Source organism: Phocaeicola sp. GP0067 (genome assembly GCF_031119655.1).
In the GTDB taxonomy this organism is placed as follows: domain Bacteria; phylum Bacteroidota; class Bacteroidia; order Bacteroidales; family Bacteroidaceae; genus Phocaeicola; species Phocaeicola vulgatus.
Genome location: NZ_JAVHZY010000015.1, coordinates 68,522 through 85,641, shown reverse-complemented (window position 1 = coordinate 85,641; position 17,120 = coordinate 68,522). Strand labels below are relative to the sequence as shown.

Below are 17,120 nucleotides of genomic sequence, written 5' to 3'. Positions count from 1 at the left end.
GTATATCTATCATCATTCAGTCACCAGCCGCACCTCATAAATATGCGGAGTCACTTTCTCATTTCCTTTACCGATCTTTATCTCCAGTTGCTCATTGGATTGCATAGATGCAGGTACATCAAATATCCCAACCGATACATCCGAAGCCGGTTTACCAGCCAATCGTCCTACTTCCTGCCCGTTTATCCATACTTTTGCATCCTTACGAATCTCGGAACGGAACCGGATACGCACTTTATTGACCTGCTTTCCGTTCGTCTTCATACGATAACTGAACCAACCGGCCGCCTCACGCCAGTGAATCCCTTCATCATCCCCCGTACGGGAATTCTCCATCCGGATGAAATGGTCGCTTTCCGGTTGTTGTTCCCCACAAATCACTTTATCGGCGGTCATACCATCCAATGCGGCACGCTCCTTTTCCTCTTTTGCCAACTGTTCCTGCCTTGCCTGCAACTCCTGTACGGACAGCACAGGCCAATAGACCATATACCGGCACTCATATAAACGGAAAAACGGTTCCACAATCATACCCTCATAGCGTTCGGGATAAACTCCGGACAATGTAAATGTCAACGGCTTACCTTCCACTTTTTTCAGATGAGAAAGAAGATTGTTCTTATCCCCCACAATGACAGGCATCGTTTGTAAAGGCAGGCGCGGTCCGGCAGCAATGTGTCCGCCACGACTGTCATCGGCAAACATACCATCCTGATTTTGCTTGCCCAACCGGGCGGCCAGCACAATCGGTCCATATAAGATGGAATAGTTGGCAGAACCATCCGGCAGTGCAATGGCACGCAAATGCATCGGCAGTTCCAGCCTTACTTTGTCACCTTTTGACCAAGTACGGTTCAGGCTAACATATCCCTCTTTGACCGTTACGTTCTGCCGTTTACCATTAACAGACAAGCGTAATGCTTCCGGCTTCGTCCATTCGGGAATACGGAAAAGAAGGGTAAATTCTTTCTTTCCCTTTTCCGGAGAAATAACAAGAGTACTCCCCTCCTCATCGGGAAAAGCCGTCTGTTGCTCAATTTGGGTATCTCCCCAGCGCAAGGTAGACGGAATGAAAAGATTGACATACAGATTATTATCCTTGTGTCCATAAATCATTTCACCATAACGGGCATGATTTTCCATCCCCGATCCCACACAACACCAGAAACTGGTCTGAGGCTGCGAATAGACCCTGTAATGACCGGCACGCATCGGGGTAAAATAAACAAATCCGCCTTGCACAGGATCTTGCGTGGAAAGGATATGGTTATAAAGCGCCCGTTCGTAATAATCCATAAAATGAACGTCCGCACTCGTTTCATACAGCATTTTTGTAAGGCGGAGCATATTGTAGGTGTTACAAGTCTCAGGCCCCTGCTCGCTGGTGAGCATACTGCTGAAATCATCAGCCGGATGAAAATGCTCACGCACACTGTTACCTCCGATGGTGATGCTTCGATGGTTTACCACTGTTTCCCAGAAATAGCGGGCGGCCTCGCTCCAGTCCCGGTTGCCTTCCAAATCGGCAATACGTTTGAAACCTATCACTTTCGGTATTTGGTTATTGGCGTGCATACCAGTCAGTTTATCCTCCTGTCTCAACAAAGGCTGCAACACGGTGTGATGAGAAAATTGGTGAGCCAGTTTCAAGTAGCGTTTGTCGCCGGTGATAGCGGCCACATCGGCAAATGTTTCGTTCAGCCCTCCATGTTCGCTGCGCAGCATATCCTGTATCTGTTCATCGCTCAACTTGGATACCAGACGAATCATCCAGTCCGTGAGTTTCACCAACATTTCCTTTGCCTCCCGGCTATCGGTCTGAAGAGTTGCATCACGAAGGCCGGCATATATTTTATGAATATTGTAAAGAGGAACCCAGCGGTCGTTCAATCCGAAACCGGACGCGCGAATGTTTCCTTCCTCTATTTCTTTCCACATTTTGCGCCCGTTTGGAACTCCACACAGATAACCGTCACCGGCGGCATCCTGACAGCGTTTCAGTTCACTTATCATATAATCCAGACGCGCCTTGATCTCCTTATTTCCCGTAGCGGCATACATATAGGAAAGGGCCGATAAATAATGTCCGCCAATATGACCGTCCAGCCCTGTATTTTCCCAATTGGTATAATTTTCGGCTTTAGGGGAAAGACCAGCTTCCTTCAAATAAGGAGCTAACAGACGGTCGGGGTCTATTCCCAGCAGATAACGGATATCCATATCCTCTGCGTGTTTGAAAGGGCTGGCGGTGAGCCGCACATCCCTGACTGGAAAACTTTCTACTTTTGCGGGTAGCTGAGCATGCAAAGCTACAGAAGCTATAGCAAAAACGGAAGTGGATAAAATGGTTTTAAGTAAATTCATAGTATTATCACTCTTATGTATTTTTATGATTCAAAGATACAACTATTCGGCTGTTCCGGCAAAACAAGTTTCAGCCAGAACAACCGAATCAATAAAAAGAATGCTATATGTCAATAACCGAAACCGGTTGCTTTTACATACACCTTATAATCTTTAATCATGCCGGGAGCTCCCTGTTCCGCACGTGGCAGAATACGGAAACCGGTCACGTTATATTCTTTGCCGAGATCTATCACCACCTGATGAGGATAAGCCGTATTATCTACCGTCTGCCAGAAAGTACTTTCTTGCAGGTCATAAATCTTGTCGGCTGTGCGGTTACCGCTACGGGTTTCCTCGCTGTCGGCATAAACAATCTTCCAGTTTTCACGAGAGATTTTCTGTCCTTTCTCATCCAGCACATCAAACTCCGCAATGGCGGCAATGTTGGTATTATCAAAAGAAGACAGCCCTTCCAGACAGAAGTAACGTCCTTTCGTAACAGGAACTTTCACTTCTTGCCAACCGTTACCTGGTTTGAAAGTACCGGCAGATACCGGTGTTTCCTTCTCCAGTTTGATGGTCTGCCCCTGTTTACGATGCGTTTCAGGAACAGCCACACGAAGCATATCCAGGATAGGTTTGTTCAATCCGACAATGGTTGCCTCTTTCGGGCCTTTCAAGTCAAGAACGATGATTTCATTCACTCCTTTTTTCAGCCAACAACCCGGCATGAACAGGGTTTGTTGAGGACCGATTTCCCAGAAACGTCCCATGGCATGACCGTTCACCCATACCATACCTTTTCCCCAAGACTCCATGTTCAGGAATGTATCAGCCACCTTATCCAAGGTAAAAGTAGCGCGATAGTAGGCCGGAACACTTTCATCATTTTTCTCTATGCCACAGGCGGCAGACGAGTTCATATCCTGAAAGTTCCGGGAAGATACAAATTCATAATCTACGGGAAGATTATAAACAGTCCAGCCTTTCAACGTTTCAGCATTCTTACCGTTCACCAGTTCCACTTTCTCGGTAATTCCCTTGCGGTCGTGAATGGACTTGTCAAAGTTCACACGCCCCATGGCTTCCACCAATAAATCAAGCTGTGTACCGGCTTTTAATGCAGGCAGTGTAAGTTCCTGTTCTCCACCACGGCGATCCAGACGCCCCAACAGTTTCCCGTCGGCAAAAACCTGTGTCCAGTCATGCTGTTCGGTGATTTTCAGAACGGTTCCCGCTTTCACATCTTCCGGCAAATGGGTACGGTACAGGATACTTCCCCAGCCTTGGTCAAATTTCTCCATCGGCTGGATTTCCTCTGTCTGCTTCGGTTCGGACAGATTGTCAACCAACGGAGCTATTTGAGTGAATTTAATGGCAGGGATTTCCATAACCGGTAAAGCTTCAGGAACTTCAGGCAATGTCTGTCCTTCGTCCAAGTAGTCCTTCAACATATCACGTAAAGCAAAATACTTGTCGGTGGTCCAGCCTGCTTCGCTGATAGGAGCGTCATAGTCATAGCTGCTGCACATAGCCGAGTAAGCCGGATTATTGGCACCACCCCACCAGCCAAAGGTCGTTCCTCCGTGGGTCATGTACAAACTGAAAGAAATACCTTTGTCCATCATCTCTTTCAGGCCATCCACCATGATTTGTCCGTCACGGGTTTCGTGCTTGCGCCCCCAGTGATCAAACCATCCGCTCCAGAACTCGCTGCACATCAACGGAGCGTCGGGACGTACTTCTTTCAGTTTGGCAAACTGCTTGTCGATATCAGCTCCCGTACCAAAATTTATAGTCCAAAGCAAATCATCCAAACCATTATTCAGGAAATTAGAACTCCAGTCACATTGGAACAAAGGCACTTCAGTAAAGCCTGCGGCACGTACCGTATCACGGATGGCAGACACATAGGGCTTGTCCGTGCCATACGAACCATATTCGTTTTCCACCTGCACCATGATGATGTTACCACCACGGGTAATCTGCAAATCCTGCAACTGCTTGCCCACTTCATGCATAAAGGCTCCCACGTGCTGCATATAGAAAGGATCGAGAGTACGAAGCTGCACGCTGTCGTTCTTCAGCAGCCACCAAGGCAGCCCACCCATTTCCCATTCCGCACATACATACGGACCGGGACGCACAATGACGTACATACCATGCTTCTGAGCCAATTTACAGAAAGCTGCAATATCTTTATTACCTGTAAAATCATACTTACCGGGAGTTTCCTCATGCAAATTCCAAAAGACATACAAACAAAGCGTATTCATGCCCAATGCTTTACACATTTCAATACGATGTTCCCAGTATTCACGGGGAATACGCGGATAATGCACCTCTGCCGCTTTGACCACGAACGGTTTCCCATTCAGCAGAAAGGTATTCTTACCCGCTTCGAATGTCCCGGGCTTATTGCCGGCACATCCTGCCAGCAGCAGGACCGCCAGCAACAAAGTCAGTAATTTCTTCATCTTCATTTATCTATTATTATTTTTCATTCTTATTTATCCGGATTACCGTAAATGAATAAGCCGGCAATTCATACCCGAATTTCTCGCTTACCTCCATTGTACCGGATACAGGACGAACCTGTTGGTCTGTCGGTTTTCCTGCCAAAACCGTCTTTACGGCAGTGGTGTTCATTCCTTCCAAAGACGGGAGCTCCACTTGCGCATTCACCGCTACCGGCAGCAGATTCACCAGTTTCACGATCATATCTCCTGTCTTTCCGTCGCGGACTACCGACACACCTACCCGTTTCTTCACCGCATCTTGTGCATTATCCAAAGTCACGGAAGAAGCGATGTATTCACTGCCCGCATTTTGTCCGTACATCTGCTGCGCATAGTAACCTACGGTGGGTTTTACCTCCGTATTATTGAAATAAATCAAATCCGGATTCCACTGGGTATGTCCCTCCTTAGCCAGTAACGGAGCGTAAGAAGTCATGGTCACCACATCGGCATTACGCTCCACGGAAGTCAGGTACAAGGCCTCGGCCAAAGCTGTTTCTATATTGTTGGGACGTCCCGGCAAATGAGCCGCATACTCTCCCAAATACACTTTCGCCTTGTTACGGTCATAACGGTCATAGAAATCCTGATTGTTGATAAACCATCCCGGGGTGTTATAATAATGTTCATCCACCATCGGAATACCCATCTTAGTGGCGAATTTCCAGCCTTCCTCATAATCACTGCCCTCATAGAACGGGCCTACCGTTCCGATAACGGTCACTTCGGGATATTTCTCCTTCACCGCATTGAAAATCATGGTGAAACGTTCTTCAAAGATATCGGTAATCAAATCCTCGTTACCAATACCGATGTACTTCAGATTGAAAGGTTTGGGATGTCCGGCTTGCGCACGCTTCTTTCCCCACACGGTCTTCTTCGCATCTCCATTCGCATATTCTATCAAATCCAGTACATCCTGCACGTACTGCGGCATTTCCTCCATCGGGATTCCGCCTTGCTGACCGCCGCAACCCAGTTCGCCTACCGAGTGATGACTGCAAGTACCCGAATTCTGACAAGGCACTCCGGCTGCCACTACAGGAACAGGTTCGGCCCCCATATCCTCGCAGAACAAAAAATATTCATGATATCCCAGACCGCGGGTCTGATGATACCCCCACAAATTGCGCAGAGGCTTGCGTTCCTCCAACGCTCCTATAGAGCCTTTCCAATCATAAATATTGTCCACACCATCTCCGTGAGCCACACATCCGCCGGGGAAACGGACAAAACGGGGATGAAGGTCCGCCAAAGTCTGTGCCAAATCGGCGCGCAGCCCGTTCTTCCTGCCTTTAAATGTATTCTGTGGGAAAAGAGAAACCATATCCAAGGCATACTTCCCAGCCATCTGCGGACAAACGGACAACACGGCATCCGCAGCATCCGCCGTTGCCGTCAGTACAGCCTTTTGTTTTTTCCACTCTGTAGATGAAACCCGAATAGCAGCCTGCGCAATCTCCTTGCCATCTTTGGTAGTCAGCCTCACAAGCACTTTTCCACCTTTCGTATCATCCAGCACTTTGGAAAACACAGAGAAGTCATACTTCTCACCTTTTTTCACGGCAATACCGTCAAAACCGTTATTCACCAAGGCAGCACCCGGGCGGTGTACCTCCAACACTGCATAATGAGCATTGTTAGCATGGATGGGACTGTCCTCACTGACAGACAGTTCCGCATCAGTACCCTGTATACTCCACGCATACGTGCTGTTCCAGTTCTTATCTCTTGCACCGTCTTTGGCAGAATATTCAAAATCACGGTTCTGAACCAGCTCCGCATAAAGTCCACCATCGGCTCCATAATTGATATCCTCAAAGAAAATACCTATCAGATGCTCACTAATAGGCTTCACCCGTCCGGCATCCACCCGGATGGTGGCAGTGACCGGTTTCAGTCCGGCAAAGCGGACGGCATCCTGTTCGGTACGCTCATTATTCTGTATATCGCGGAATTTCTTATGCTCAGCAAAACGAATCAACTGTTCTATATCCGCATAAGGTACTTTCTGCATATAACCGTTCAAGGTATCTTTATCAAGGACAATCTGCCGGGCAGTGACCAGTCGGGGCACGGCAGGCTTCTCCGCATTGACATATTGTTGAGGAGCCCACTTCAACAAGTCGGAAGAATGGGAAGTACCCCATACTTTTCCGCTGGGGGTAAGCTGCCACCGGCAATACCAACGTCCATCTTCCGCTTTTTCCAGAAGAGGTTTAATCATTCTCTTTTCCGCCCCCCAACGCCCGAAATCACATTTCAGATAGGCAAAGCCGTCGGATACACTCAGCCACTTGTCGCCATCGGGACTCCATGCGAATTTCAGTCCGCTGCGTCCCTCGTCTTCCGGATGGGCGTAAGAGAAGATGTAGACCGAATCGGGCTCATTATATACTTTTTCCACGGCAGCACAGACGGATTGGCCTGCTGCCAATGAGGCGATTGCCAGAGATAATAAGGTCTTTTTCATGGTATATGCTTTATTGTCATGTTTCTTTTATAACGTGGGAACAACCTTCCTGATGGTTCCATCCGGATTAAATTCCATACGGTCTATACATACTTCACGATGCACGCCAGGACCCTTCTCACGATCTATAAAGTTCTTATTAATACGATGATATACAATGTACCACTCATCCGTACCCGGAATTTGTAGGACTGCATTGTGCGCAGGTCCATAGATTTCCTTTGCAGGATCCTGAATCAGTACCACCGGTTTCTTAGCAACCTTTATAGGACCTAGCGGAGATTTCGACGTACCGTATGCCACATGATAGTTGGGCGAACCGGTATCATCCACCGACCACATAAAGTAGTAAAGACCATTACGATAGAACACATATGCCGCTTCACGGAAAGCGTAATCTTTCAGACTTCCTCCTTTCGGTGTCAATACGGTCAAGGTATTCTTTTTGATGGAAACCATATCCTCATTCAGTTCGGCGCCCGCCATATAACCATTGCCCCAGTACAGATAGGATTTTCCCGAAACCGGATCGGTAAACACATCCACATCAATCTGCTGTCCGTGGCCCACGGGAGATTCAGTAATAATGGGATGTCCCAAGTCTTTGAACGGACCAATGGGTGAATCGGCTACCGCCACCCCAATCTGCTTGCCGCCTCCGGCTACAGGATTACCACTGAAATAGAAGAAATATTTATAATACTTTCCATCCACCATTTTCTCTTCAATGCACGGAGCCCATGCGTTTCCATCCGCCCATGCCACCTGATCGGATTTCAAATCAAGCATCACCCCTTCATCTTTCCAGTCCTTCAGATTATCCGAAGAGAAGACACTGAAATACCATCCGCCCCATCCGGGCTGTCCGTCGGTGGTGGAATAGATATAATATTTTTTAGTCTGATGAGAATACAATATCTCGGGGTCAGCATGGAAACCTTGCAGCACGGGATTGTTGGGAATCGTCATATTGCCCATTTCCTTTGAAGGCCATTTGTCGGTGATGCGCTTCAACTCGGCACGGGTAATGGGGATGATAGTTCCGTGACGCGGATGAAAATTCATCTTCACCTCACTGTCTATCACTTTAAAGTTTTTCAAATCGGTCGTTTCGGTAAACTGGTATTTACCTTTCATATAGACATCATACATCAAGATGTATTTATTCTGACCTATCAGTTTGAAAGTTCCCGCACCTTCCACCGCTTCCGGGGTCTGCTGCTTGTAGTCGGGTTCTTCCTCCCATTGTCCCGAAGTCAGTGAACGGGTAGTTGCTACCCGGATGCCGTTTCCATGTCCTTCGGTTTTATAAAACAGGTGGTAGATTCCATCTTTATATACGATATCACCGTCTATGCAAGATTTCTTGTTTTCAGGGATGAAAAGCGGTTTCGGTTCACCTTCCAGGTCGGTAAATTCTTTATTGGCATAAGCATAATAAATCACATCTGCCCCATCACCATATTTCATTGACCAATAAACCAAGTATTTTCCGGCTTCCGCATCGAAGATAGTCTGAGGAGCCCATACCCGTTTCAGTTTTTCCTGGCCGGCATAACATTTCTGCATATTGATGACAGAATGGTTCCAGTTCACCAAGTCTGTAGATTTCAACAACACCATGGCACGATTGGAATCCCATCCATTGTCAGAAACCATATCGGTAACCACCATATAGAATGTCTTTCCGTCTTCGCAACGCAGGATATGCGGATCGCGCACACCACCGGTAGAACTGATGATTTTGGAATCAATGACAGGTTTGTTGTCATTCAGTGCCCAATAGGTATATCCGTCCGTACTTACCGCATAGCATACGGCTTCCTCGCTGATGTGGTTACCTGTAAAATAGGTAAAGAGATAAGCTATGTAATCTTTTTCGGCTACATTGTTTTGTTTGGAAATAATCTGCTGCGCCCCTGCCATCCAAGGTAGCAAACAGGCAAATAAGGTGATAAAAAATTTGTTTTTCATATAATTAGTCCTGAATTTGTTTGATGCAAAGATATAGTATAGGAACCTATTTTCAGGTATATAAATCTTTCAAAAGAGGGACTTTATTCGGTCAAATGGAGGAAAAATGGAAGTTTATGAAAGACTGGCATAGAAAAAAACAAAAAGTTCTTCCCTATTAAACTACAGTTTCAGTAAAAGAAAAAAGCAAAAGAATCAGCTACACAATAAATTCTGATTATTCATTATAAATGATAACTATTAGCGAAATATATTCAGTTTTCATCACACCTTTTGAGAAAGATACAAAAATAATCCTTAGAAAGGACATATTTAACATTTCTATCCATATGAATTTCATTGTTTGATTTCTCAAGCAATATGTACCATTCTACTTCCTCGCTAGATACAAAATAACAAGAATAACCCACAAAAAACTACAGCAGGTTAGTCATAACCTGTAATTTATTAAGAATAACAAAAAAAAATAAAAGAAAAGATAGCGTTATATTCTTATAAAATAATACATTTGCAGCAACTGAAATAGAAAGGGAATAAGATCCCTAAACCAAACTATTTACTAATTTAACCTTATTAATCTATGCAATTCTACCAGAAAAGAAGGGAAAATTGTGTAAAGACACACGTAATTTTGAAAAAAGCCTCTTTTTATGCGTGTCTTACACTATTTGCCGGAATGGCTTTCCCAATGCCTTTGTGGGCTTCGCAGTCAACTGCCATCGTGCAACAGCATGTCAAACAAATTACAGGTATCGTAAATGATACAAGCGGAGCTCCTGTAATCGGTGCCAATGTAGTAGAAGTGGGAAGCACCAACGGTACTATTACAGATGTGGATGGCAAATTCACATTAAATGTATCCGTAGGGGCTAAACTGAAAGTTTCGTATATCGGTTACAACGACCAACAAATTACCGTAGGCAACAGCAACAGTTACACCATTATCTTGAAAGAAGATACAGAATCTTTAGATGAAGTGGTAGTAGTAGGATACGGTACTCAAAAAAAAGTAAACCTGACAGGTTCTGTGGCAACCATCTCATCCGATAAGCTAGTCAACCGCACCAGTGCCAATGTCACCAACATGCTGGCAGGACAAATGCCAGGTGTCACCATTATCCAAAATACCGGTCAGCCGGGAGCTGATGCCGGAGTACTGCGTGTGCGTGGTCTAGGAACTATGGGAGATGCCAGTGCCATGGTTGTGGTGGATGGGGTAGAATCTACCATGAGCAGCGTGGACCCCAACGATATTGAAAACATCTCTATATTAAAAGATGCAGCCGCCTCAGCCATTTATGGTGTACGTGCTGCCAATGGCGTTATCCTTATCACAACCAAAAAGGGAACCAAAGGACGTACCATTGTATCATACGATGGATATGTAGGCTGGCAAAGTGCCTCACGTATGCCCAAATTTTTGGATTCTTACAATTATGCAGTGCTGATGAATGAAGCTTACACCAATGACGGTTTGAAAGGTCCGTATGACGAAACAGCCCTACAAAAGTTCAAAGACGGAAGTGATCCTGACTTTTATCCCAATTCCGACTGGCTGGGTACGCTATTAAGTGAAAACGGCCTGTTCAACAACCATCACTTGAGTATCAAAGGCGGTGGAGACAAAGTAACTTACTCGCTGGCATTCAACTATCATGATAAAGACGGATTGATAGTCAATACCAACTACAACAAGTTCAATGTACGTGCCAACATTGACGCTCAGATAAACAGTCGTCTGAAACTGACTACAAATATGGCGGTATACCGCAGTAATATGACTGCTCCGGCGGCAGGTATCAGCAACCTGATGCACTATGCTTTCCGTGAGACTCCGGTTACTCCCATCCAATTGAGCAACGGCAACTATGCTTTATTCAAAAACGAGCACAACTCCGTAGCCTATGCACGTGAAGGAGGAACCTACAAAGAGATAAACAGCAATTTCCAAGGTAACGTAGGAATGGAACTGGACATCATAGACGGACTGAAACTGAGAGGAGTCGCCGCCTCGACTTTCAACCTGACCGACAATCCCACCCACGTCAATACTATGACATTCTATCAGGCAGGTTCAGACACACCGGTAAAGAAAACCACTAACTCCATCACAGAATATGACATCAAAAGTATGGAACTGAACTTGCAAGCTTATCTGGACTATAATAAAACCTTCGGCAAACACACAATAGGAGCCTTATTAGGTTACTCACAAATTTATAAACAGACACGCTATCTGCAAGCTTACCGTAAGAACCTGCCCAACTCCAACTCACTGGACCAGATCAACGCCGGTGAAGTGACAGGACAGACAACATACGGTACAGAAATAGAATACGCCCTCCGCTCAGCTTTCGGACGCGTGAATTATTCATACGATGACCGCTATCTGCTAGAAGCCAACCTGCGTTATGACGGCACTTCACGCTTCCCCAAGAACAACCGCTTCGGCGCATTCCCCTCTTTCTCCATCGGATGGAGAATCTCGGAAGAAGAGTTCTTCAAAGCCGATTGGGTGGATAATTTGAAACTACGTGCATCATGGGGATTGCTAGGTAATCAGGAAACCGTAAACTCGGACAACAGTTCTAACTATTATCCGTATCAGAACACCTATCTGTTCGGTTATGACTATAGTTTCGGCAACACTTTGACTCCGGGTATTTCCATTTCCAACCCGATGGCTAACCAAGATATTACGTGGGAGAAAACCGATCAATGGAACGTAGGTGTGGACGCCGCTTTTTTGGGCAATAAACTGACATTGGGCGCAGACTGGTTCCGCAAGGAAACACGGGACATATTACTGCAACTTCCAGTTCCCAACATGATGGGAGTCAGCGCTCCGATGCAAAATGCCGGCGTAGTGCGTAATACCGGTATCGAACTGCAACTGGGACATAACAACCGTATCAATGATTGGAGCTATTCTATCGGAGCCAATTTCAGCTATGTAACTACCAAAATCATGGATTTGAAAGGCGGTGACACACCGGGGCAATCCGTAGGCGACCCACTGTGGGCATATTACGGCTACGTATGCGACGGCATCTTCCAAAACGAAGAAGAGATCAAGAATCATCCTACACAGAGCATGGGTACTCCGGTTCCGGGTGACTTAAAATACCGTGACCTGAACGGAGACAAAGTAGTAGACAGCAAAGACCGGCAAGTATTGGGTTCCTACTTCCCGAAAATCAACTTCGGTCTGAATCTTTCAGTTCAATATAAAGACTTCGACCTAAGTGCACTGCTGCAAGGTGCAGCTGATGTAAAGAGTGCTCCTGTAGCTGAAATCAGATATGCCTTCTACAATGGCGGTAAAGTAACGGAACAGCATCTGGACCGTTGGACTCCGGAAAACCCGAATGCCACTTATCCCCGATTATCCATGAGTGACTCCAAAAACCGCGTGACTTCCAGTTTCTGGATGCAGGATGCCTCTTATGCCAAGCTGAGAAACCTGCAAGTAGGTTACAGCCTGCCCAAACAGCTGATATCCAAATACGGAATCAGCCGTCTGAGAGTGTATTGCAGTATCGACAATCTCTTTATGATTTCCGGCTTCGACGGTGTAGACCCCGAAGCCATCAGCGGCAACTATTATCCATTGACCCGAAATTATTCCTTCGGTCTGAATGTAACATTCTAAACACTGACAACTATGAGACTAAAATATAACTTTATAGGATTAATATTGGCATGCGGCCTTGGTCTGAGCTCTTGCAATGACAGTTTTCTGGACAGAAATCCTAAAGACCAATTATCCGATGCATCTTTCTGGAAAAACGCAGAAGATGCCCAGAAATTTGCAACCGGAATTTATCTGTATCTGATAGAACCGGAAAACCATACTATCATGACAGACTGCTACACAGATAATGCCATTCCTGTACATGTCACAGCCGAACAGGGACAGTTATCTGCTGGTACGGCAACTTCCAGCAACCCACATTTCCTACAATTATGGAAAAATGCCTATCAATGCATCCGCAGATGCCTGGTATTTTACGAACATATAGGCGATGTGCCGATGGATGAAAAAGAAAAAGCGCAACTGACAGCCGAAGTACAGTTTCTCGAAGCTTTCTCATACGCTAACATATTAAAATATATGGGTGGCGCCTCCCTGCTGGATCATCCGTTGGAACTGAACGAGAAACTTCCTTCACGCAGTTCTGAAGAGGAGACTTATAATCATATAGTAGGATTATTGGATAAAGCAGCAGCCAGCTTGCCCGATATCCGCAGCAACAGTGACCACGGAAAACCGAGTGCCGGAGCCTGCTACGCACTGAAAGCCAGAGTTGCTTTCTACGCACACAAATATGATGTGGCGGAAGCCGCCGCACGCAAAGTAATGGGCATGAATGTGTATGGACTGTATGATAACTATGGTGACTTGTTCCAACCTGTAGCAGAGTTATGTAACGAAATCATCTTTGATCGCGAATATCTAGAAAACCCGAAAAACTCCAATGAAGGCAGTTATATAGGACAGTTCTTCGCTCCCGTCATGATGGGAGGATGGGAAGCTTTATCACCTACTCAAGACTTGATAGACTCCTATCCATGCAAAGATGGCAAATCAATCAAAGAGTCTCCTTTCTATAATCCGGAAGACCCGTTTGCCGACCGTGACCCCCGTCTAGGCTTCTCTGTACTGTGGAACGGGTCACAAATAGCAGGAAAGACTTTCAACCTGAACAATATGGGAGATGGCAGCCATACCCGTACAGGATATAGCATGAAAAAGTATATCAATCCGGACAATGACGGTATCAATAATTATGACTGGACCAACTTTATCTATATCCGCTATGCAGAAGTGCTGCTGACCTTCGCCGAGGCTCGTAACGAAAATCTGTCTGCTCCGGATACGGAAGTATATGATGCGGTCAATCAAATCCGTCAGCGTCCCAGCGTAAATCTTCCTCCTCTGCCTTCCGGCTTGTCCAAAGATCAAATGCGCGAAGCTATCCGTTTGGAACGTCGTTTGGAATTTGCTTTCGAGGGAATGCACCTGTTTGATACCCGTAGCTATAAAACAACAGAAAAGGATGTTACTAAACCAGTATACGGGGTAAATGCAAAAGGAGAAAGCATTTTTATTGAAACCCGCAAGTTCAATGCCAACCGTGACTATCTGTGGGCTATCCCCTTGGAAGAGGTAGACCTGGCTCAGGGGGCACTGAAACAGAATCCGGGTTGGGATTAACCCGGTCATTTATTTGGAGGGACAGACTCATAAAGCTGTCCTTCCAACTCTTTCTACACATCTCTTTTCATTGAAAGCAAAAGTAATTACCTTTCCTCTCGAAAAAAGATAAAGCACTTTCAAGGAATATATGGTTTTCCCACCACCAATTTATCTCCGGAAAAATCGACTTCAAACAAGCGAGGAGTACGAATATAACGTCCGTTTACATCCTTATGACTATGTACAGACATCAACCATTTACCGTCCAAGGTCTGAAACAACATCCCATGACCGAAATTGGGAGGAGTTATCGGGTCTTTCTCCTGTATCCATGGTCCATCCAAGGTTCCGCTTTCAGAATAAGCCACTCCCTGAGTGTACACATTATAAATCCAACTAGTCCAAATCATACCGAGTCTACCTGTTCCTGTACGGAACAGATACGGACCGTCAGTGACTTTATTCGGTTTGTCCTTGCCATCCGTATCTTTTTCACGGCTCCACGGCGATTCGCTGGCACGGAACAGCAATTTCCCTTCGCCTATGGTTCCACTTAAGTCAGGCTTCAGTTCTATTTTCTCTATCGTACCATCCAAGGCTTGCAACCATTCATAACAATATACCATATAAGGCTTTCCGTCCTTATCCACCCAGAAAGTCCCATCCAAGGTTGGTTTATCAGCAGGCAGGTAAGTGGAATCCTTCATCGGAACGTAAGGTCCGTCCGGGTTATCGCTCACCAAAACATGACTGGCACGGCGCTCTATTACATTCTCTTGTACCGTATCAATCTTCACCTCCTGATTGGTGAAAGTGGCAAAATAATAATACTTGCCCTTATACGGATGTAACTCGGCAGCCCAAATCATTGGTTTCGGTCCCATCCACGAACCGGAATCAGTCTTTGCCACATGGAACGGTCCTTCCCAAAGTTTCAAATCCTTGCTTTTCCAAAGCATACCGCCGGTTCCGGTCATATAATACATAGCCGTCTTCCTGTCTGCCAAAATGCAAGGGTCACTCAGTACAATAGAATCCAAAGGCACTTCCTTCCGTCTTTCCTGCTGACATCCTTGGCAAGCAGACACCAGCCACGAAAAAGAAACACCTAACAACAAAAACAATCCAATCTTTTTCATGCATATTCTATTTTAAGTTTCACAAATTCGACATTACAAATATACGAACCTAGAAAGGTAATGAAAACAGAAAGGCACATTTCCTCACGAAATATGCCTTCAATTCTAACTTAACCTAACCTAAAATTCTATTATCACATCACAGTATGTTAACCTTCTTCCTAAAAACCTATCTTTAATACCTATTATCTCTTTTTACCGATAGCAAAGATAAAAAATCTGATTGACAACCATAGGGGTAAAATCGAGCAAGATGGATGCAATAATCAGTCAAGAACAGACTATTGCACTATTTTCCATCCTTCAGACTATTTTCAACAGGGATTACTGAAAGAAATCCAGTGTCCAGTTGTCCATCCACTCCACGTATGGAATTCCTTCCTTGAATTGAACAGGTAACCAAATGTAACGGGCATCACTGGGATGCTCCGGACGCCAGATATCCGCCATAAATATAAAAGCATCTTTCTTCCCCTCCACTTTCAGAATATAAGTGCTCTGTCCGCCAAACGTAAGTTCCGACTTAGGTCCCACACAAGGGTTGGGATGCTGAGACCACGGTCCGAAGATGGAAGAAGACGAGAACATACGAGCCTCATTGGGAGCCCAACCGGTACAACCGGAAGTGATCATCCAGTAGGTTCCGTCTTTTTTGAAGATAGCAGGTGCCTCATTGTGTCCTGCCGGAGCCACACGCACATAATTCCCTGTGTGTGAAAGATAGTCATCGCTCAATTCCGCTATTTGGAGTGTGAGGTTTTCTTCGGAAGAGTAAATATGGTAGGCTTTACCATCCTCATCTACATAAAGAGTCATATCGCGAGACATCTGTCCGCCATCCAAATCACGCTTTACTATCAAGCCTTTGTTCACAGCATCCGTCCATTCGGGAGTCCACCATTTTTCATAATTCTTGGCATTCAGAGTATCCAGCACTGCAACAGCCTGTCCGTCCATATCAACAGGCAGCTTACCAGCATTGACACGTCCCGAACGGATGAAACGGTAAGGACCGGCAGGAGTATCACTGACTGCTACCCCGGCACGGGCGGCTGCATAACCTTTTCCTTTCAATTCCAGATGGAACCACATCACAAACTTCCCTGTTTTCGCATTATATATCACTTTAGGACGTTCCAATATACATCCACGCGCTATGTCGCTGCTGTCGTTATCAACAACAGAAAGCGCTACGCCTTCGTTCTTCCAGTCAGTAAGATTCCGAGAAGAATAGCACATTACTCCCACCATGGCACTGCTGGTAGTATCACATTTATTCTCACCGAACCAATAGTATGTTCCATCATGGTACATTACTCCGCCCCCATGGGCATTGATATGCTCTCCGTTGTTATCAGGCCATATCTCACCTGAACGAATGGGTTGCAACGGTTCATTGCTGCATCCGCAAAAGGTATATATTCCAAGACATAATCCTATTATTATTTTTTTTATACCCATATCTATGT

At 45.6% G+C, this 17,120-nt stretch carries 8 protein-coding genes; 2 read left to right on the top strand and 6 right to left on the bottom strand.

Going from position 1 to position 17,120, the window contains the following annotated elements; translation table 11 throughout:
• Positions 1–12: 12 nt before the first annotated feature.
• The 4 genes from RE317_RS12750 to RE317_RS12735 form a co-directional block, all read right to left on the bottom strand.
• The gene (locus tag RE317_RS12750; protein WP_117849135.1) at positions 13–2,364 is read right to left on the bottom strand and encodes a glycoside hydrolase family 127 protein; all 2,352 of its coding nucleotides are present in this window, start codon (positions 2,362–2,364) and stop codon (positions 13–15) included.
• A gap of 110 nt (positions 2,365–2,474) precedes the next feature.
• Positions 2,475–4,823 carry a beta-galactosidase gene (locus RE317_RS12745; protein WP_057280230.1) on the bottom strand — a complete coding sequence of 783 codons (2,349 nt, stop codon included), beginning with the start codon at positions 4,821–4,823 and terminating at the stop codon, positions 2,475–2,477.
• A gap of 16 nt (positions 4,824–4,839) precedes the next feature.
• Positions 4,840–7,338: an alpha-L-arabinofuranosidase C-terminal domain-containing protein gene (locus tag RE317_RS12740; protein WP_117849136.1), complete on the bottom strand. Its 2,499-nt coding sequence runs from the start codon at positions 7,336–7,338 to the stop codon at positions 4,840–4,842.
• A gap of 27 nt (positions 7,339–7,365) precedes the next feature.
• Positions 7,366–9,312, bottom strand: coding sequence for a family 43 glycosylhydrolase (locus RE317_RS12735; RefSeq protein ID WP_057280228.1), 1,947 nt, complete (start codon positions 9,310–9,312; stop codon positions 7,366–7,368).
• A gap of 580 nt (positions 9,313–9,892) precedes the next feature.
• On the opposite strand from RE317_RS12735, the gene RE317_RS12730 reads away from it, so the two are divergent.
• Together RE317_RS12730 and RE317_RS12725 are read left to right on the top strand one after the other, a co-directional pair.
• The gene (locus RE317_RS12730; RefSeq protein ID WP_041174394.1) at positions 9,893–12,964 is read left to right on the top strand and encodes a TonB-dependent receptor; all 3,072 of its coding nucleotides are present in this window, start codon (positions 9,893–9,895) and stop codon (positions 12,962–12,964) included.
• A gap of 12 nt (positions 12,965–12,976) precedes the next feature.
• A complete protein-coding gene (locus tag RE317_RS12725; RefSeq protein ID WP_005840724.1) occupies positions 12,977–14,530 on the top strand; it encodes a RagB/SusD family nutrient uptake outer membrane protein in 1,554 nt (517 codons plus the stop codon).
• A gap of 119 nt (positions 14,531–14,649) precedes the next feature.
• On the opposite strand, the gene RE317_RS12720 is transcribed toward RE317_RS12725, so the two are convergent.
• Entirely contained in the window at positions 14,650–15,651 is a 1,002-nt protein-coding gene (locus tag RE317_RS12720; protein WP_008781460.1) for a glycoside hydrolase family 43 protein, read from the bottom strand.
• 324 nt (positions 15,652–15,975) lie between these two features.
• Positions 15,976–17,112: a glycoside hydrolase family 43 protein gene (locus RE317_RS12715; protein WP_008781459.1), complete on the bottom strand. Its 1,137-nt coding sequence runs from the start codon at positions 17,110–17,112 to the stop codon at positions 15,976–15,978.
• Positions 17,113–17,120 lie beyond the last annotated feature (8 nt).

What these genes read in the sequence shown, in the direction of transcription:
- RE317_RS12735 (WP_057280228.1), bottom strand. Translation starts at nt 9,312, where the DNA reads ATGAAAAACAAATTTTTTATCACCTTATTTGCCTGTTTGCTACCTTGG.
- RE317_RS12750 (WP_117849135.1), bottom strand. Translation starts at nt 2,364, where the DNA reads ATGAATTTACTTAAAACCATTTTATCCACTTCCGTTTTTGCTATAGCT.
- RE317_RS12740 (WP_117849136.1), bottom strand. Translation starts at nt 7,338, where the DNA reads ATGAAAAAGACCTTATTATCTCTGGCAATCGCCTCATTGGCAGCAGGC.
- RE317_RS12720 (WP_008781460.1), bottom strand. Translation starts at nt 15,651, where the DNA reads ATGAAAAAGATTGGATTGTTTTTGTTGTTAGGTGTTTCTTTTTCGTGG.
- RE317_RS12745 (WP_057280230.1), bottom strand. Translation starts at nt 4,823, where the DNA reads ATGAAGAAATTACTGACTTTGTTGCTGGCGGTCCTGCTGCTGGCAGGA.
- RE317_RS12725 (WP_005840724.1), top strand. Translation starts at nt 12,977, where the DNA reads ATGAGACTAAAATATAACTTTATAGGATTAATATTGGCATGCGGCCTT.
- RE317_RS12715 (WP_008781459.1), bottom strand. Translation starts at nt 17,112, where the DNA reads ATGGGTATAAAAAAAATAATAATAGGATTATGTCTTGGAATATATACC.
- RE317_RS12730 (WP_041174394.1), top strand. Translation starts at nt 9,893, where the DNA reads ATGCAATTCTACCAGAAAAGAAGGGAAAATTGTGTAAAGACACACGTA.